The organism is Campylobacter showae (genome assembly GCF_900699785.1).
In the GTDB taxonomy this organism is placed as follows: domain Bacteria; phylum Campylobacterota; class Campylobacteria; order Campylobacterales; family Campylobacteraceae; genus Campylobacter_A; species Campylobacter_A showae_D.
Genome location: NZ_LR535679.1, coordinates 1,188,204 through 1,206,427 on the forward strand (window position 1 = coordinate 1,188,204; position 18,224 = coordinate 1,206,427).

The window sequence follows — 18,224 nt, forward strand, 5'->3', positions numbered from 1 at the left end:
CACGCGTCTGTTGCCGTAAAATTTAAACGGCGCTCAAGCCTTCCTTATATACTCGTTTGGATCGTATTCTTTGCCTTCGTCGTGATCCTTCAGGAGCTTAACCACGACGGGACTAAGCGCGATGATGGCGATCAGGTTTGGAAGCACCATGAGACCGTTAAACATATCGGCCAGCTCCCAGACGAAATTTATCTTAAGTAAGCTACCCGCAAAGACGAATCCGACGACAAATATCTGCAAAATTCGCACGAATTTGGCCCCAAAAAGGTAACGCACGTTGATCTCGGCGAAGTAATACCAACCCAAAATCGTCGTAAACGCAAAGAAAAACAAGCAGATCGCCACGAATCCGTAGCCGCCAGCGTGCCCCAAAACATGCGTCGAAAAGGCCTCTTGCACGAGCGAGATGCCCGCTAGCACGGCTTTGCCGTTTTCAAAATGTATCACGTCGGCGCTAAGCACGACGAAAACGGTGATATTTAGCACGATAAATGTATCGACAAACACGCTCATGATACCGAGCACCGCCTGATCTACCGGGTGTTTGACGTTAGCTGCGGCGTGCGCGTGAGGGGTTGAACCCATGCCCGCTTCGTTTGAAAATAGACCGCGCGCGATACCGTATCTCATCGCCGTAGCGATCGTGGCTCCGGTCGCGCCACCCCAAGCCGCGGACGGATTAAACGCGGCCTCGAATATAAGCGCTATGACGCCGGAAATTTTATCAAGATTAAAGCAAATAATCACAAGTCCGACCGCGACGTAGAGGATCGCCATGATAGGTACAATCTTTTCGGCGACTCTGGCGATGGCTTTGACGCCGCCGATAAAGATCATAGCGCAAATCGCCGCCAAAAACAGTCCGCTCGCCCACTGCGGTATGCCAAACGCGCCCTTAAAGCCGTCCGAGATCGAGTTGGCCTGCACCATGTTTCCCATAAATCCGAGAGCCAAAATGATCGCCAGCGCAAAAAACGCCGCCAAGACCTTGGCATAGCGGCTCTTTAGCCCGCGACTGATATAAAACGCCGGCCCACCGATCATATGGCCGCTGTCGTCTTTGGTGCGGTAAATTTGCGCGAGGCAGATCTCTGCAAAATTCGTCGCCATGCCCAAAAACGCCGCGCACCACATCCAAAATATCGCGCCCGGCCCGCCCATGATGAGCGCGGTTGTAGCACCCACGAGGTTGCCCGTGCCCACCTGCGCGGCGACGGCCGTAGCGACCGCCTGAAACGAACTCATACCCGATTTTCCCGCCGCTTCGCCGTGCAATGAGAAGTTACCGAAAAGCCTATTAAGCCCCATTTTAAACTTAAAAATCTGCACGAAACGAAGCCTAATCGTAAAGTAAAGCCCCGTACCGCAAAGTAGCGCGATAAGGAAATACGGCCCCCAAAGGAATGAATTTATAGAGCTTACGAGGTCGGTGAGCATGGATTTGCCTTTATTTTTTAAAATTTTTCAAGTATATTTAAAAAAATATAAAACTAAAATAAATAATAAAAATTTTTTAGCCTATTTTAAAAATATAGGTAAATTTTGAGTTAAATTTGATAAGGCGGGCGGTTTTAAAGGATATTCTTGATTTGGGCGGAGGTTTTTGTTTTAGCTGGGCCTTCTCGCTGATTTGCAAATTTAACGGCGATTTTACGAGATTTTACCGAGAAATTTAACAAGTCTGTAAAACCCAAAAGTTAAAAATGCGGTAAATTTGACCGCAATGCTTCTTGTAAAATTTGATAAGCCGGTAGGACAAATTTGAGTCGGCTTAAATTTAACGTAAGCCTTCCAAATTTAACCCTTAGATTTTATTTTAACCAGCCACTCGTCCAGCGTTTTTTCAAAGCCGACACCGTTACTCTCGTAAAATTTAAGCGGTTTTTCGAGATACTTTTGCTCTACCCAGCCGCCGAAACTATGCGGATACAGATAGTCCTTGGCCTCGGGCGAGGTGTTGATGAGATATGGCGGGATAGCTAGCGGCGACTCGTTTTTAACATAGGACAGCGCGGCGTTTATGGCCTTGTAGCTGGAGTTTGACTTTGGCGAGTGAGCCAGATACATCGCGCACTGAGCGAGGATTATCCGCGCTTCGGGAAAGCCGATCTTACTAACGGCAGCTAGCGCGTTAGCGGCTAAATTTAGCGCGTTAGGATTGGCGTTACCGATGTCCTCGCTAGCAAATATCGCCATCCTGCGCGCGATAAAATCAGCGCTCTCGCCCGCGTCTATAAGCCGTGCCAGATAGTACATGACGGCGTTTTCGTCGCTACCGCGCAGGCTTTTTATAAAGGCACTTGCCAGTCCGTAGTGTACATCGTCCTCGCTAACGCCTTCGCTAACCGCGTTAGCTCTTAGCGTTTTTAAATTTTCTAACGTTATTTTTTCATCCAGACTCACGGCAAACTCTAGCAAATTTAGCAGCCCGCGTGCGTCTCCGCCGCTACTTTTTACGAGATAGGCCTTGGCATCGTCTGAGATGTCAAATTTAACCTCGCCCCTCACGCGCTCAAGCAGCTTTTCAAAATCCTCGCTCGCAAGCGGTTTAAACTCAAAGAGCATCGAGCGGCTACGGATACCCGAGCTTAGCGTGAAATATGGATTTTCCGTGCTGGCTCCGATGATGGCGGCGCGGTAGTTTTCCATTGGGATTAACAGGGCTTCTTGCTGCGTTTTGCTGAGGCGGTGGATCTCGTCGATGAAAAATAGCGGCTTAGAGAGCGCATTTTCGTGGTTTTTTAGGATTTTGCGAAACTCCTCGATCTTGAGATTTCCGCCGTCAAATTCGTAAAAATCATACTCCATCGACCGCGCGACGACGCGAGCAAAGCTCGTCTTGCCGCAGCCTGCGGGTCCGTAAAATATACTGTGCGGGATTTTTTTGTTTTCGATAAATTTTTTAAAAACGCCCACCAGCTCGCACTGTCCGCAGATCTCGTCCAAACTCGTCGGACGAAATTTTAAGGCGAAATTTTGCAAATTTGCTCCTTTTAAATTTTAAGACATTATAGTCAAATTTAAATTAAGAAGCGGATTTGCGGGAGCGGGCGGGTAATAAAAGGCAAATTTGACGCTAGCGCCCTACTCCCAGCAAATGCAAAATTTAAACCAAAACGAGCCGTCAAAAAACGGTAAATTTAACAGCAAAAGCGAACCAAATTTAAGCCAAATTTGGCTCACTCGCCGCGTTAAGCTAAAACGTCTTTTCAAAATCTACGTAGAAGTTTCTACCTTTGCCCACCCTTGAAGTATCTTTTAAGCCGTTAGCGAAAATGTACTCTTTGTTAAAGATATTGTTTACGCCAAAGCTGATTTTTAGCCCTTTGTTTAGCAGATAGCTGTCGAAATTTTTCGGCTCCCATCGGCCTTTAAAATTTACGATAGTAAAGGTTTCGTCTACGTTTTCGTATTTTTGGCCACGCACGACGTAGTATTTCTCGTCGTTGTTAGGCCTAAACCAGTGCGTCATATCGCCGCCGAGGCTCAGTCCCCACGGCTCGTATCTATACATCGCGCCCAAAGTTAGCTTGTCGGCGTAAACAGTGAGTATCTTTTTGGTCGCCTTGTCGTAGATTTTCGTATGGTCGTATCCAAGCGAGAATGTAAGGTTGTTTATCGCGTATTTGGACTCGATCTCGATACCGCGGCGTTTTGCGTTATCGACGTTTTCGTACATACCGTAGCGTCTACCTGGCGCTTCGGCATCAAACGGCGGATTGCCTTTATCCGGTCTTGCTTTTAAATTTATCATATCTTTGATATTGCCGTCGTAGTAAGTAGCCTTAAAGTACAGCTCGTCATCGCCTAAAAGCCCCTGCTTGTCGATAGAAAAGCCTACTTCGTACTCTTTTGCGATTTCAGGTTTTAGGTCGGGATTTGGTATGTACCAGTAGTGCGGATTTAGCGGGCCGGCCGATGACGTCTCGTTTGGAGTAGGTCCTCTAAAGGTTTCTGCATAGCCTGCGAGTAAATTTACACCATCAAAGACCTCGTATGCAAGGCCAAGTTTTGGAGAAAATCTAGACTCAGAGTATGAGTTGCGATCGCCGTTTTTGACTCCGCGTTTAAATTTATCGAATCTACCACCCAGGGTAAATTCGAATCTACCTACGCTAAATACGTCTTGTGCGTATATACCGAGGTCTTTATAAAAATTCGGAAACGAACCGAAGTCGCTAAGCTCACCGTTGTACCAAAATATCGCGTCCTCTTTTCTATGCTCGTAGTCGATACCGGTGACTAGCCTGTGCTCTAGCACGCCGGTGTCAAAGAGGCTTTCGTTTTTGAGCCTGACGCCCCATCTGTCGTCTTTATTTTTGTAGTCGACATTGACGGGATTGCCCCTGCTAAAGCCCGTTCTAACCCTATGATTTAGAGCTTTGGCGTTGTAGTACTGAGCGGAGAAATTTATCCATCTATTATTAAGCGGAGTATACTTGTATATCACGCTATAGTCTCGCTGTTTTAGTCGTCCTACAGTGGGTATGGCACCCGCCTCGCTCCAGTAAAGGGACTGCCAACCGCTAATAAAATTTTCGTGATAGTTAAATACGCTAGCCTCCAAGGCATGCTCGTCGGTTATAGCCCACTCTGTTTTAGCAAAGACGGTATTTACGCGTTCGTCGTTTTCCGCGTATTTTATGCCAGATCGCTTGCCGTCTCTAGCCATCTTTATCTTGCCGAAATCCGCATGCTTGCCGTATAGCAAAATGCCGAAATTTTCCGTCGGCTTAGCTGCGACGGCGGCTCGATTTGAGTTCATATGATTGCTTTCCTGGCGGTGGCCGATCGTGACGCCGTAGTCGCTGCCGGGGTTTATAAAGTCGCTCACGTCTTTAGTTTTCATACTAACTATACCGCCGACCGCGCCGCTGCCGTGCAGAACGGAGCTAGCGCCCTTTACGACCTCGACGCGTTTTAGCAAGTCGTTATCCACGCGGAAAGTTGAAATTTGATTAGAAAAGAGCGAAGGCGAGCGCTTGATGCCGTCTTGTTCTATGATGACGCGCGCTTCGCTTTGGTAGCCGAATCCGCGGATATTATAGTACTGGCCGACCTGCCTGCCGTAGTCGTTTCCTAGCATGACGCCGGGCACCGAGTCAAGAGCGTCGATGACGGACGGCGATTTGACTAGCTCGTTTTGGCCCAGAATGCTGACCTGACCCGTATATTTTGCGACGTCGGTTTCGCTCCTGTTTGCCGTGACGGATACCATATCTAGCTTCACCGATCCCGTAGCATTGCTATCGGCGCGCTTAAATTTGCCGTCCGTTCCTCCCGTATGTGCGAGAGCCGAGGCTGCGCTTAACAAAACCGCAGCCGCAATGATGCTAAATTTACCCATAGCTTATCCTTTATATTAAGAGATTGATAATGGGTATAATTTTACCTATTTTTTATTTAAATTAACTTACATTTTTTATAAAATTTTAAATTTAACTTACGAAAAAAGTGATATAATTCAATTCTATTTCATTTAAGGAGAACACATGAAGAAGTCATTGTTAGTAGTTGCCGCACTGGGCGTTATGAGCGTATCTGCCGTAGCAGCAGAGCTTTCACCTTCTTGCGAAGAGTACTTTAAGCTAGTTGACGAGTTTGTTGAAAAAACAAAAGACAACCCGCAAATGGCAGCTATGAAATCTACTTACGAGAGCCAAAAAGCTCAGTTTGCTCAACTTCCAAAAGACTCTCAAGAGGCCGCTTGCAAACCTGCTCTTGACCAAATGAAACAAGTTATAGCTACGCTACCTAAATAATTTTTATCCCTCCGCTTGGAGGGATTTTTCGTCTTTTTTAATTCTTAATCACTATCAAATTTTATGTAGATTTATCAAAATTTAACGTCAAATTTACTGCCGCAAGGAAGTATAAAACGTAAATTTAATCCCGAATAATCTTCGCCTTTGCCGTTATGCTCGCGATCTTTAGCTCGTAGATATTCATCGCCTTTAGCCCGTGAGCCGCCGCGACGTCAAAGGTTCGCATATACTTTGGCGTGTATTTTTCGCTAAGCAGCCGTAACGCATGTAGCCTCGCCGCATCGTCCGTCACGACGCAGGCCTTAGTTACGGCGACGGCGGATTTGTATTCGGTCGTAAAGACTTTTGCGCCAAGCGCCTTGCCGTCGTCCTTGATCGCATCTAGCTGCTCGTCCGTTAGAACCGGTACCCGCGCGTAGCTCACGCAAACCAGCGTCACGTTTTTGCCGTCTTTTAGTAGCTTTGCCTTAGAGCCTGCGGGCGCGCCGTGCAAAAATACGCTCTCGCCCTCGCGCACGACCGAGATCGGCACGCTAAAAATCTCGCCCGCCTCATCAACGCAAGAGACCGTGCCGTATTCGCACGCATCGATGATCGCAAGCCCTTCTTGCACGGTTAGTTCTCTATCTTTTCGTCTCATTTTCCGCCTTTAAATTTTTGAAAATTATAAAATTTAAACCCTAAAAAAGTGTATAATTTTGCAAATTTAAAGGACGGCAATGAAAAAAATATTGACATTTTACGCACTCAGCGCGCTGGCTTTAGGCGCTCAAAACGCGTGCGAGGAGTACGTGAAGCAAAGCAAAATTTATCTAAACGAGCTTTACGAAATAAAATCCAAGCAGCTAAAAGACGATCCGCAGGCCTTTAGGCTCTTTGAGCTTAAATTTAGCGAGCTACAAAAAGCGCAGGATGGCCAAGCGGCGCTAATCATACAAAGCGGCGACGAGAAATTTTGCGAGCGAGAATCGGCCAAGATAAAATCTATGCTAGACGAGATGAGGGCGGAGAAAGCGCAAAAGTAGGCCTGTTTTATAGAAAATTTGAGCCGATTTTACCGAGTAAAGCCAAAAGGCTCTACAAACAAATTTTAAACACGCCAGAGCTAGTTTGACGAGCTTTTTATTGCAAATTTGACGTGGCCTATTTAGCTCAAATCGCAAAAATGCGCTTTATCGTAGCCAAATTCAAACCACCCTAAACCGCGTTATTTAAATCCCAATCTATCGGCGCTTTACCGTGTTCGGCGAGATATAAATTCGCCTTTGAAAAGTGCCTACAACCAAAAAACGCGCCGCGCGCTAACGGGCTTGGATGAGCCGCCGTTAGTATAAGGTGTTTGTTAGCGTCGATGAGAGGGATTTTGGCCTTAGCGGGATTGCCCCAGAGCATGAAAACGACGTTCTGGGAGCGTTCGCTAAGCTTTCTGATCGCAGCGTCCGTAAACTCCTGCCAGCCAAAACCCGAGTGCGAGTTAGCCTGCCCCGCGCTAACGCTTAGCGTCGCGTTTAGCAGTAACACGCCCTGCTTCGCCCAGTAACTCAGATCGCCCGAGTTTGGCTCCGCGATGCCCAGATCGTCGCGGATTTCTTTGTAGATATTGGCGAGGCTCGGCGGGATTTTGACGCCACGCAGTACGGAGAAGCTTAGCCCCATCGCCTGCCCCGCGCCGTGATATGGGTCTTGGCCCAGGATCACGACTTTGACGGCGTTAAACGGCGTGAGATTAAAGGCGTTAAATATCAGCGCATTTGGCGGATAGACCTCGCCAGCAGCCTTTGCTCGCAGGAAATTTTCCTTCACGCGGGCGAAATTTTCGCTCAAAAATTCCTCTTTTAGCGCCTCTTTCCAGCCTGCTTCGATTTGGATTTTATCGATTTGCATGATTTTCCTTTGTAAATTTGCTATTTTTCTTTGCGTTCATTTTAAGGCAAATTTGCAAAATAATAGCCAAAAATATTTAAATTTAGGCGGTTTAAGACGGGCTCAAATTTAGACGCGTTTATCTTGTTAAATTTTCAAAAAAGAGCAGGGCGGTTTTAAAATTTGCTGTATAATTTAGACTAAATTTTAAATAAAGGAACAACTATGTCCGAGCAAATTTTCGAGAAACTAAAAGAGCTGCTAAGCACGCAAAATGCGGACTTTCGCGCGGTATCTCACGCTAGCGCCAAAACCTCGGCCGAGGTCGCCGTAGCGCGCGGAACGGAGCTAGGGCAAGGGGCTAAGGCGCTCGTTTGCGTCGTAAAAGGCGGCGGCGCCAAACGATATGTTTTGGCCGTGCTGCCGGCGGATTACAAGGCCGATTTGCAGCTCATCGCACAGGAGCTTGGCGGCACGAGAGCTAGCCTAGCAAGCCCTGACGAGGCTATGCGACTCACCGACTGCGTCTTTGGTAGCGTTCCGGCGTTTAGCTTTCACGAGGAGCTAGAGCTGATCGCTGATCCGAGCTTGCTTGCGCGCTATGCTGAGCTTGCTTTTAACGCAGGCTTGCTAGATCGCTCTATCATTTTAAACACGAAAGACTACGAGCGTATCGCGCGGCCGAGATTGGTCAAATTTGCAACGACGAATTGAGAAATTTAGTCTAAAAAGTATGAAATTTGATCAAAGAAATACAGCAAACAACGATAACCAAAGATGATTTTTTGGGTATAAATTTGGACGAAATATTAAAAGGTACAAAATATTTTCATGATTACAGTTTTAAATTCGCAGACTTGTGCGAGGAAAATTTTACAAACGGGGATTTAAAAGTAAGTAAGGTATTTTATTTATTAAGGAACGCTTGCTCTATGACCTTAAAACCTAAAAGCACAAATGAGCCGTACGAAGCCGGGTGCATCGCGGGCGATTGCAGATCGGCGATATTAGAGGATTTTACCGAGCAAGATTTGGAATTTTTCGAGAGTATTTTGGATGAAATAACCGATTGCAGGCTAAAATCAAGGATAGCAGATATTTTATGGATTTTAAAAAGCCCTAAAAATATCAAATTTTTAGAGATCGCCGTGAATGAATACTCAAAAATATCTCTAGAGCCAAAGTCGCTAAATCAATTTAAGATAGATGCATTTGAAAGGGCTATCAGGCTATCGCGACTATCCGAAATCACAAAAAATCAATACGCCGAAATACTAAATAAAATTTTAGAATGTTTTAATAAGGCGGAGTCGACCGATCGATACTACTGCTTAAGGATGTCGTATTTATTGGATATTGCTAAGTTGGACAAAAAACGGCAACCAAGCATAGCTGAAAAATTAGAAAAACTCGCCGATGCTTTTGCCAAAGAGGAAGAATTTATGGCGGCTATAGACTATTGTCAAGAGTCGCAAAAATGGTATAAGAAGCTCAAAAATAGCCGTAAAATAGCCGAAACTGCACTTAAAATGGCCAATATCTTAATAAAAAAGGCAAAAGTAAGCGACTCTATATCGTCAAAAATAGACCTAGAGCAAGCACTAAAAGAACTCAGAAGCATTCCTGCAAAAGATAGAAATGTGCTCGAAATTGATCAAAAAATAGACGAAATACGCAAGTTAATGGGGCAAAATAACCATGTTATTGGAAGCGAAATGAGCTTGATTGCTACCGATAAGATCGATATTTCGCATTATCAAAATAATGCAAAGCTAGCAGTAAAAGGCAAGCAACTATCTGAAGCGGTATTATGCCTAGCTAATATCACAGCAAATCCACTATATGAAGATATCAAAAAGTCATCCGAGAAGCTTTTAAAAAAGTATCTTTTTTCAAATCTTATTACTCAAATTTACGTAGATGCCGACGGAAGAAAACTACAACAAGTAACTACAAAAGATGACCGATTAAAACATGAAATGTACCAGCAATACCATATACATATCGAATTGGCGGTAGACGGCAGAATACTGCCCACATTTTGGCAAATTTTAGAGGAACATAGAGTGTCTATGCGTTTAATATATGATATTTGCAGAAATTCTAGCCTGGTTCCGGATAGCAGGACAGATATCTGGGCGCAAGGTTTATATTATGGCTTTGATAGAAACTTTTTGATTTCAAGCCATTTGTTGATACCTCAGATAGAACATTTGGCGAGAATTTTACTACAAAAAGAAAAAATCCCTACGACTACTATCGATGAATACGGCGTAGAATCGGAAAAAAGCATAAACTCGCTTTTACAAGAACCAAAAATATATGAATTGCTCGGGAGAGATTTGACGGAAGAACTAAAATTTCTACTAACGGAGCCGATGGGGCTAAACTACAGAAATAAAATATGTCACGGGCTGGTCAGCGAATCCCCAAACAGTGTCGATATTTATATTTGGTGGCTTTGCCTTAAGCTAGTGGTTAATAATTGTGTTTTATTTAAGGATATTTACTAGAATTTATTACTTTAACTGCAAATAATACACACAATAAAATCAAAAAAAGATATTCAAATTTACAAAAATACAACTAAAAGTTGAGGATACTAATATATTAGGAGTAAATACAGTGATTAAATAGTGGCCGGGAGATAGGGGCACCTAGAGTGTAAAAACATTTTTCATTACTACAAGTACCTAAAAATGGGATTTCTATAGTATTTTTAAGAGTATAAATTTTGACTCTTTCCGGATAAAAAGATGTAACACGTCTACGCAACAAGTCTAGCACCATTAATTCCTTTCTCTCTGCGATATTTTATCTAAAATTTCGTCTAAAATTTTAGACGATTTTTCATTTATATTTATCGGCAACCGTCAGACTATCGAGATACTTAGTCTTTTGCCTGACGCTGCCGTACTTTCAAGCGTGCTTAGCGTTAGCGAGTCGTTGTCCGGGTTTAGTAGTCTATCAAGAGCGACACGACTGGTTTTCATGAGCTTAGTCATCTTTGTTTTGGTTGTACATTCTGGTTTCAAGTTAACCTCCGATATAACCAACAAAAGGCTTTACATTTACCGTATATTATATCAAACGGTCCAATTTTCCATCCTAAGATCGCTTATATCTTTAAAATCTTTTTCGTTATTCGTAACCAAAACAAGATCATTACTAAGCGCTACGGCGACAATCAGCATATCCATATCGCCTATTCTTCTGTTTTTATTTTTCATCTCAAGCCTTATTTTACCATAGCTTGCTACGCATTTACTCGTAAAATCCAAAACGCCGAAATTTGAGATAAAATCGCCCATGAGTCTTAAATTTAGCTCTTTTTGAGTGGAATTTTCTATACCGCAAAACATTTCGGCTACCGCTATACTGGAAATAAAAATATCCTTTTTGCCATATCTAGTTAAATGGCTTAGTATATTTTGACTGTAAGGCTCGGTGCTAGAAATCAAGTAACTACAAATATTAGTATCAAGCAAAAACATTATTTAAATCCGAAATTTCGCTCTTGCAGCAAGCTTTGCTCGGCTCTTTCAAATTTAACCCCAGCATCTTTCAACTCATTCAAAGTCCTAAACAGTCCGCTCCATTCATCATCTTTAACCGGGGTTAAAACCACTTCGTTATTATCAAAACTCTTTAGTATAAACTCTTTGACGTTGTCTAAATTTAGGCTTTTTGGAAGCCTTAGTGCCAAAGAATTACCACTTTTGAATACTTTTAATCTAGCCTGCATTATTACAACTTCTCGTATATATTTTTCTAAGTATATACTGAACAAGATAAAAATATTCTTAGATTTTACTTGTTTATAGTGTCGACATTACAATGCATTTTGATAAATCTTATGCAAAAGGTAAAAAAGCGAGAATGGGTAAAAATATGGAGCAAATAGCGTTAAGAGCTTTTTTGTATAGGTATGGGCGTAAGGTAAAAAATGGGAACCCAAAATGCACAATTTGCAAAATTTAGGCATTTTTTAGCATTTTGAAATCCAAACTTCAATTTGCTTCAAAAACTTCAAAGCCCCTTTAAATCACGCCTTTTATGATATGCACTACGACGTGCCCCATGATACTACAATTTTCTAAATTCTTGCCGTCGATTACGATAGGCTTGTATTTTTTGTTATCCAAAAATAGTGTTATGATTCACGTCATCCTCCCCCGCAGTTTAAACTTATACGTTGTTACTTATTGCGCCGCCGGCGTTTGCAGTGTTGATGAAGCTGTCTATTATAAGTATCTGCACTTGTAGTTATTTTATATCCTGTGTTTGCTCCTTTATCCCCATTAGCTATACCAGCTATTATGCCTATTAGCCCAGATGCTAGTAGGCGTTTGTTGTTATAGGCTTCTATCTCTGCTATTTGTTAAATAATTACTAGAGTTATATGTTTTTCGGTTTATGAGTTAAGGCTATACAACAACATCCGCTATAAGATTATTAACCGTGATAGTCATTTTTCATTCGATTTCCTAAAAAGACAAAGCCCAAGCTCGTCTTTCTTTGCAAAATTCCTTACCGGACAATATAACCCAGTCTAAAACTCTCTCTGGCTTGTCGTCTTTGTTGGTTAGATAGCCATAAATACATCTTGGATCATCCCCCTTAAATTTATAGATGTATCTGTTTTCATCATATATTTCTCTACGTTCATGAAAATTCAATACCATAATATGATTAGTGGGGATTAGAAAAATATTTCTGTTGTTTTTAAACACTTCATAACTTGGCTCGCCTATATAGCAGCCACCAAATCCGATTATAGTGACTGCAAATAATATAAATTTTATAAATTTCATCTGTTCTCTTTCGCTTTGTTTAAAACTTCTTTTCTAGCATCTTAGCTTACTTTTCTAATATCTTTATAAATTTGCATATCCGACAAATGTCTCCATATCAATATAATACTACGATGCGCCTATCGCATCTAATTATCTTTTAGTTTTTCGCTTTTTATTTCTAGGATTGACCTAAACAGCGGCTTACTCTTTGGCTTTGGTCTTGTTTTCAAAGTGTGTGTTGTAGCATTTTGGTAGCTCTTGTCTGCACTCTTCGCAGGTAGTTTCACCTATATGATAGAATTTCATGCAGTCAGGGCACCACATGCCCTCTAGCCTTTGCACTACCTCTGGCTCTTTTCTAAATGCCATCCAAAAGCAATAAATACCTAACAACAAAAAACCAAGTGCTGGAAACAGATACAAATTGCCAGCATCGTCAAATTTAAAGAATTTCTCCCCAACTTTCACGTTTTTATGTATTAGCATAGAGATGCAATCAAGCAAGCACATAACCCCTATAAAAAAGCTACCTATGCGATTAAACATCTATTTATCTTGTTTTGACTGTATATGATTTATAAACTCAGCAATATTATTTCCTACAACATACCAGATGTATATATAGTGTAAAAGCAGTCTTTATCTATATTATGATATTTTTCTATGTAATCAATTGCCTTTTTAGCAGAATACTCATGTAGATCATATGTATATTCCTGAGAATTAAAACTCCAATTGTCATAAGTATATTCAGCTGCTTGCCCATCATACTTTATAACATCACCACCGACGATAACTTGTCCCTTGGCTTTCAATACCGCAATCTTCTTTATAGCATTTTCGTAGTCGTAAGCAATTTCACATATATTGCGAAAAAAGAATTCCTCTATTCTTACTACGTCATTTACTAAATTCATACTATTTTTCCTTTATTTTAAAAAATCTATGATTAACTGTATTATCAGGCTCTATTATATACTCAAACACTCCATCGTGATTTTTGTAGCCACCTTGAATTTCAATCTTTACTCTCTTAATCCCATCCTTACCAATAATTTCCGTTTTTTTGCCATATTTAGCAAAAGAATCTACTGCATTTGGAAACGAATGAAAGTAATCACTTTTGTTTGACATTTGGGTCAAAACTTTTTTGTGTAACTTATATTTTCTAATGGGTTTTTTAGCGCAGTATTTTTAAAAAGGCCAAATGCGCTTTTTGAAAAAATAGGCGCTGGCAAGGATGATAAGCTTCCATCCTCTAGCCCCACACTCTTATCAGGCGTATAACCGCTGTTATTATACTGCTCTTTTGTGGCAGTAAAGTAATCTTGCTTAGTAAATTCCTCTTTATATATATCTCTAAAAGATTTTTATTTAGAATTTACTAGCAGATATGCTTTGGCGTTATTTATGTCTCCTCGATTAAATTTATAAAATTTATCGTTGTAGTTTATTATACTTATTTCATCATTTTCATCTCTTACTTCAAAATTTCTCTTTTGAAGCAAAATCATTATATGAACCTTTATCTACTAGCGCACTAGCAGCGGCATATAAGATTTTAACAGCCTGCTCTTTAGAGATATTGTTTTTAGCAGCATAATCATCTGCCATAGAGTATATAAAGTCTATCCCTCTTTGATGAAGCTGCCTATTATAAGTATCTGCACTTGTGGTTATTTTATATCCTGCGTTTGCTCCTTTATCTCCATTAGCTATACCTCCAGCTATTATGCCTATTAGCTGGGATGCTAATAGGCGTTTGTTGTTATAAGCTTCTATCTCTTTAGTGCTCATATTTGATGTATCTTTATATAAGATAGAAGATAGTGCTTCATTTACAGCTCCACTTAATGCACCAGCTGCAACGTTTTCATGAGATAGTTTTGCCGAGAGAGCTCCTACGGCCGAGTGTAAGGCTATCTTGCCTAGACCTGATTCTTTAAATAATAAGTTAGAGTTTATATTTGCTTCATTGCTTAACCGCGCAAAACAGAGGTAGCGTCCGCAAAGCCGTTTTCTAAGCAATAATTTTTGATAGAGGATGCGAAATTTGCCCTTAGTCTATGAAAGCTTACGTTGAAGTCAGGTGAAACGGAATGAATATGTTTGTTAAGCCTTTTTCCAAGATAATTGCAACCCATTTTGCCTCTTTTTATTTTCGTTAGCCACTTCATATCGCTTAGGCGATATATATTTTATGTATCGACAGCTCTCTAAATTTAACGTCTCCGCCTTTTTGCTTGGTGGTTTGAACTTTGATAAATTTAATGCCGTCTCGCTCGCTTACGCTAATTTCATTTAAGCTCCAAATTTAGCTAAGCCCAAGTCCAGTGTGCAAGGCAAACGCCATATAATCTTTAAGCTCTTTTTTATCCGTCTTAAAAATTTTAACGAGTTCCTCCATGCTAAAATTATCCTTCGGCGATTTTTGATCTTTGGAAAATTTTAAACGAGCTTAAAAGCTTAAGCGGGTTTTGAGATATAAGGCCTATTTTGATAGTATAGTCAAACATTCTACTTGCGTAGCACGTGTAGCTATTGATGGTCTTTTTGTTAAGCTTTTTATTATTTAAGAGATGTAATTGAAAATCCTCGCAGTCTTGGTAGGAAATTTGACCCAATGTCTTACGCCTAAAATAAACGTTAAGCGTCCTAGCTACTCTTTGATAGTATCCGCTGTTTTTGCTATTTGACTTCTTGCTTTCGTTTTGAGCGTATCTGGATGCTATATCCGTAAATTTTATTGATTTTTGTGTTTTCTTTGGCCTATCGTTTTCTTGACATTCTTTTCTATCGACCAACATATCATTGTCGGCTTCGACAATCCCATAAATACCCGATATAACTTTTTCAAATATTTCTTTATATTCGGTCGTTGATAGTCGATGCGATTTATTTTTAATATTTTTCTGAATGTTGCGTATCTTGTATCTTAACGGTAAATCTATAAAATTCTTGGTTTGAGCAGGATCGCGTCTATTATCGGCTTCATTTTTTATTTTTAAAGCGATGGCTTTGGCTTCAAACTCATTGTCTGTAAACAAACAATACTTGACAGTGATAGTCTTATCGTCTTTTAATGCTTTATCAAAATAGTAGTAACTTGGTCTATTTTTGATCTTGGTTATTAACTTAGAAGTCATTGCAGACTCCTAATCTAATAAGCAAACGATGAAACAGAAACCCAAATTTGGTGTAACAAAATAAAATCGTCCGAAATTTGAGACGAAAATATGATGATATAAGCTGCTTAAAAATGCTGAAGTACAGGTATTTAAAGATATATTTTAATAGTGGTAGTGGCCGGGAGATAGGGATTCGAACCCCAGGAGGCTTTCACACCTCAACGGTTTTCAAGACCGCCGCTTTCGACCGCTCAGCCATCTCCCGTAAAAGTATTTCGGCTAATTATAGCCAAATTTATTCGGTTTTTTCCTTAATGTAGGAAGCGCCTTTATTGACTTTTTCCTTTGACCATTCAACAGCATTGCCCGTGTCTTCTTTGACTCCGTGCCAAGTATTTGAACAGCCAACCATAAACAAAGCAGCAGATAATAGCACTAGTAAATAACGCATTTTCTCTCCTTATAATTTTTGGAGGCGACACCCGGATTCGAACCGGGGATCAAAGCTTTGCAGGCTCATGCCTTACCACTTGGCTATGTCGCCTAAAAGTCAATGGTGCCCGAAACCGGACTTGAACCGGTACGGTAAAAAATACCGAGGGATTTTAAGTCCCTTGCGTCTACCATTCCGCCACCCGGGCAAAAATTCCCTAAATTTAAAACCGATGGAGCGGGAAACGAGATTCGAACTCGCGACCCCAACCTTGGCAAGGTTGTGCTCTACCCCTGAGCTATTCCCGCATTTTTGTTTGAGAAATGAGATTCTAGCTGATTTTTGCTTAAAATTTTATTTTATTTCATCAAATTTCAAAATTTCGTAAGATAAAAATGATATAATTCCAAAATCTTTTCAATAATTGGGGTTATAGCTCAGCTGGGAGAGCGCTTGAATGGCATTCAAGAGGTCGGCGGTTCGATCCCGCTTAACTCCACCATACTAATATCTAATATTATTAACCTTTAAAAAATCCCTGAGCGCTTCGTATTCGCCGTTTTCAAAATATCGCCATTTACCGGGCTTTAGCATACCAAGATCTACGCAACCGAAACTAACGCGTTTTAGATCCATTACCTCAAGGTCGAAATAGCCGAAAAAGCGGCGTAGTTCACGGTTTTGTCCCTCGTTTATCACGACTTTTAGCTTCGTAAAGCCGCCGCTCGAGCCAAAAATTTTATAGTCCAAAAACGGCTTAAATTCCATCGATTTTATCGCGGTTTTAGCATGCGCGCCCTTGGTAGCGTCCGCGGCAAAAAAGCCATCATTCATCGCCGTTATAACCTCAGGCGTTATCTCGCCTTTTACCTTTAGATAGTATTCGCGCTCTACGTCGCTGTTCATCAGCGCAGTCGCGATCGCCGGGGCGTCCGTTAGTAAAAGTAACCCCTCGCTAGCGTAGTCAAGTCGCCCGATACTAACAAATTTAGCAAACTGTCGGTCCAAACTATCATAGATCGTTTTACGTCCGCGGTCGTCTTTTTTACTAACCAGCTCGCCTTTTTGTTTGTGATAAACGATCACGGTAAATTCTTTTTTTAGCCTCACTATTCGGCCGTTTATCTTTACTTTGTCTTCATCGCTAACGCTAGTAGCTAGCTCGCTAACTACGCGGCCGTTTACGCTAACTTTGCCCTGCTTTATGAGCTCGTCGGCCTCTCTACGCGAATAACTCGTGTTATGCGATATAAATTTATTTAGTCTGTTTTTTTGCATTTTATAATCCTAAATTTGCAAGGTCGTGGATGTGCAGAACGCCCACAGGCACGCCGTTTTCCACGACGGCTAGGAGTTGGATCTTGTACCGCTCGATGAGCGCTAATGCATCGATCGCTAACATCTCTTTATCGTTTAGCTCTTTTGGTTTTAACGTCGCGTATTTGATCGCGGCATCGTTTAGATCAAAATCCTCTCTCATCAGTGCCCGCCTAAGGTCTCCGTCGCTCAAAATAGCGTCCAAAACGCCGTCTTTATCTACGATAAGGACGGTGCCGAGTTTGCCGTGCGTCATCGTATCGATAGCCTGTTTTAGGCTCGCATTCCAGCGCACTATCGGTAAATTTTCGCTTCTCATCACGTCCTTTACCTTTAAAAATAGCCTCTTGCCGAGGCTTCCGCCAGGATGAAAATTTGCAAAATCCTCTTTTTTAAATCCGCGCTTTTGCATCAGACAAACGGCTAATGCATCGCCTAAGGCTAACGTTAGCGTAGTCGAACTAGTCGGTGCGGCGTCCAGCGGGCAGGCCTCCTTGCTAACGTCAAGTTTCACAAACGCGTTGCTAAATTTACCGAGCGTGCTAAATTTATCCCTCGCCATCGCAACTATCGGTACGCCAAAACGCTGCACGTGAGGCAGGATTTTGGTTAGCTCCTCGCTCTCGCCGCTAAAGCTGATAGCTAGCAGCGTATCGTCCTTGCCGATCATGCCCAGATCGCCGTGCATTGCCTCGGTCGGATGCATGAAAAAGCTAGGCGTGCCCGTGCTAGCAAGCGTGGCGGCGATCTTTGCGCCCACGTGCCCGCTCTTGCCCACGCCAGTGACCACGACTTTGCCTTTGGTTTTGTATAAGACCTCAACCGCTTTTTCAAATTCGACATCTAAAATCTCGGCATTTCTCGTTAGCTCGTTAGCTTCCGTTTTTAGCACGTTAGCGGCTATTTTGATTGTATCGCTCAT

The 18,224-nt window shown here is 41.9% G+C and carries 21 protein-coding genes and 5 tRNA genes; 5 read left to right on the plus strand and 21 right to left on the minus strand.

The window, feature by feature from the left end:
* Positions 1-33: 33 nt before the first annotated feature.
* From E4V70_RS05900 to E4V70_RS05910, 3 genes are all read right to left on the minus strand, one after another.
* On the minus strand, positions 34-1,437 hold the full coding sequence (locus E4V70_RS05900; RefSeq protein ID WP_122862246.1) for an alanine/glycine:cation symporter family protein: 1,404 nt from the start codon (positions 1,435-1,437) through the stop codon (positions 34-36).
* 360 nt (positions 1,438-1,797) lie between these two features.
* Positions 1,798-2,982: a replication-associated recombination protein A gene (locus E4V70_RS05905; protein ID WP_122862247.1), complete on the minus strand. Its 1,185-nt coding sequence runs from the start codon at positions 2,980-2,982 to the stop codon at positions 1,798-1,800.
* A gap of 214 nt (positions 2,983-3,196) precedes the next feature.
* Entirely contained in the window at positions 3,197-5,347 is a 2,151-nt protein-coding gene (locus tag E4V70_RS05910; protein ID WP_122862248.1) for a TonB-dependent receptor domain-containing protein, read from the minus strand.
* Positions 5,348-5,492: 145 nt separating this feature from the next.
* On the opposite strand from E4V70_RS05910, the gene E4V70_RS05915 reads away from it, so the two are divergent.
* Positions 5,493-5,762, plus strand: a complete 270-nt coding sequence (locus E4V70_RS05915) for a DUF5339 domain-containing protein (RefSeq protein ID WP_002950381.1) — start codon at positions 5,493-5,495, stop codon at positions 5,760-5,762.
* Between the two features lie 124 nt (positions 5,763-5,886).
* Here the strand turns inward: E4V70_RS05915 and E4V70_RS05920 are convergent, their stop codons facing one another.
* A complete protein-coding gene (locus E4V70_RS05920; protein ID WP_122862249.1) occupies positions 5,887-6,405 on the minus strand; it encodes a pyridoxamine 5'-phosphate oxidase family protein in 519 nt (172 codons plus the stop codon).
* A 79-nt stretch (positions 6,406-6,484) separates the two neighbouring features.
* Here E4V70_RS05920 and E4V70_RS05925 point away from each other — a divergent pair, with 79 nt between their 5' ends.
* Entirely contained in the window at positions 6,485-6,790 is a 306-nt protein-coding gene (locus E4V70_RS05925; protein WP_122862250.1) for a hypothetical protein, read from the plus strand.
* A gap of 172 nt (positions 6,791-6,962) precedes the next feature.
* Here the strand turns inward: E4V70_RS05925 and ung are convergent, their stop codons facing one another.
* Positions 6,963-7,649, minus strand: coding sequence for a uracil-DNA glycosylase (gene ung, locus E4V70_RS05930; protein ID WP_122862251.1), 687 nt, complete (start codon positions 7,647-7,649; stop codon positions 6,963-6,965).
* A 204-nt stretch (positions 7,650-7,853) separates the two neighbouring features.
* On the opposite strand from ung, the gene E4V70_RS05935 reads away from it, so the two are divergent.
* Together E4V70_RS05935 and E4V70_RS05940 are read left to right on the plus strand one after the other, a co-directional pair.
* Positions 7,854-8,342: a YbaK/prolyl-tRNA synthetase associated domain-containing protein gene (locus E4V70_RS05935; RefSeq protein WP_122862252.1), complete on the plus strand. Its 489-nt coding sequence runs from the start codon at positions 7,854-7,856 to the stop codon at positions 8,340-8,342.
* A 26-nt stretch (positions 8,343-8,368) separates the two neighbouring features.
* Positions 8,369-10,141 (plus strand): DUF4209 domain-containing protein, encoded by a 1,773-nt coding sequence (locus E4V70_RS05940; protein WP_122862253.1) that lies wholly within the window; start codon positions 8,369-8,371, stop codon positions 10,139-10,141.
* A gap of 360 nt (positions 10,142-10,501) precedes the next feature.
* On the opposite strand, the gene E4V70_RS05945 is transcribed toward E4V70_RS05940, so the two are convergent.
* From E4V70_RS05945 to E4V70_RS06005, 14 genes are all read right to left on the minus strand, one after another.
* Positions 10,502-10,663 (minus strand): hypothetical protein, encoded by a 162-nt coding sequence (locus E4V70_RS05945; protein WP_197730462.1) that lies wholly within the window; start codon positions 10,661-10,663, stop codon positions 10,502-10,504.
* Positions 10,664-10,714: 51 nt separating this feature from the next.
* Entirely contained in the window at positions 10,715-11,122 is a 408-nt protein-coding gene (locus tag E4V70_RS05950) for a type II toxin-antitoxin system VapC family toxin (RefSeq protein WP_122862254.1), read from the minus strand.
* Positions 11,122-11,334, minus strand: a complete 213-nt coding sequence (locus tag E4V70_RS05955; RefSeq protein ID WP_134482485.1) for a hypothetical protein — start codon at positions 11,332-11,334, stop codon at positions 11,122-11,124. Before E4V70_RS05955 ends, E4V70_RS05950 begins: the two co-directional genes overlap by 1 nt.
* Positions 11,335-12,115: 781 nt before the next feature.
* The gene (locus E4V70_RS05960; RefSeq protein ID WP_122862256.1) at positions 12,116-12,442 is read right to left on the minus strand and encodes a hypothetical protein; all 327 of its coding nucleotides are present in this window, start codon (positions 12,440-12,442) and stop codon (positions 12,116-12,118) included.
* 183 nt (positions 12,443-12,625) lie between these two features.
* Entirely contained in the window at positions 12,626-12,970 is a 345-nt protein-coding gene (locus E4V70_RS05965) for a hypothetical protein (protein ID WP_122862257.1), read from the minus strand.
* 53 nt (positions 12,971-13,023) lie between these two features.
* The gene (gene imm40 / locus E4V70_RS05970; protein ID WP_122862258.1) at positions 13,024-13,341 is read right to left on the minus strand and encodes an Imm40 family immunity protein; all 318 of its coding nucleotides are present in this window, start codon (positions 13,339-13,341) and stop codon (positions 13,024-13,026) included.
* 1 nt (position 13,342) lies between these two features.
* On the minus strand, positions 13,343-13,558 hold the full coding sequence (locus E4V70_RS05975) for a hypothetical protein (RefSeq protein ID WP_197730463.1): 216 nt from the start codon (positions 13,556-13,558) through the stop codon (positions 13,343-13,345).
* A 351-nt stretch (positions 13,559-13,909) separates the two neighbouring features.
* Positions 13,910-14,452: a hypothetical protein gene (locus E4V70_RS05980; protein WP_122862259.1), complete on the minus strand. Its 543-nt coding sequence runs from the start codon at positions 14,450-14,452 to the stop codon at positions 13,910-13,912.
* A gap of 386 nt (positions 14,453-14,838) precedes the next feature.
* Positions 14,839-15,570, minus strand: a complete 732-nt coding sequence (locus E4V70_RS05985) for a phage integrase SAM-like domain-containing protein (protein WP_122862260.1) — start codon at positions 15,568-15,570, stop codon at positions 14,839-14,841.
* A 157-nt stretch (positions 15,571-15,727) separates the two neighbouring features.
* A tRNA-Ser gene (locus tag E4V70_RS05990) sits at positions 15,728-15,817 on the minus strand.
* A 30-nt stretch (positions 15,818-15,847) separates the two neighbouring features.
* A complete protein-coding gene (locus E4V70_RS10745) occupies positions 15,848-16,003 on the minus strand; it encodes a hypothetical protein (RefSeq protein WP_163026442.1) in 156 nt (51 codons plus the stop codon).
* A 19-nt stretch (positions 16,004-16,022) separates the two neighbouring features.
* A tRNA-Cys gene (locus E4V70_RS05995) sits at positions 16,023-16,096 on the minus strand.
* Between the two features lie 10 nt (positions 16,097-16,106).
* A tRNA-Leu gene (locus E4V70_RS06000) sits at positions 16,107-16,193 on the minus strand.
* A 25-nt stretch (positions 16,194-16,218) separates the two neighbouring features.
* Positions 16,219-16,293, minus strand: a tRNA-Gly gene (locus E4V70_RS06005).
* A gap of 118 nt (positions 16,294-16,411) precedes the next feature.
* Between E4V70_RS06005 and E4V70_RS06010 the strand changes: the two genes are divergently transcribed.
* Positions 16,412-16,487, plus strand: a tRNA-Ala gene (locus E4V70_RS06010).
* Between the two features lie 2 nt (positions 16,488-16,489).
* Here E4V70_RS06010 and E4V70_RS06015 read toward each other — a convergent pair.
* The gene (locus tag E4V70_RS06015) at positions 16,490-17,263 is read right to left on the minus strand and encodes a pseudouridine synthase (RefSeq protein ID WP_122862261.1); all 774 of its coding nucleotides are present in this window, start codon (positions 17,261-17,263) and stop codon (positions 16,490-16,492) included.
* Position 17,264: 1 nt separating this feature from the next.
* Positions 17,265-18,224, minus strand: coding sequence for a KpsF/GutQ family sugar-phosphate isomerase (locus tag E4V70_RS06020; protein WP_122862262.1), 960 nt, complete (start codon positions 18,222-18,224; stop codon positions 17,265-17,267).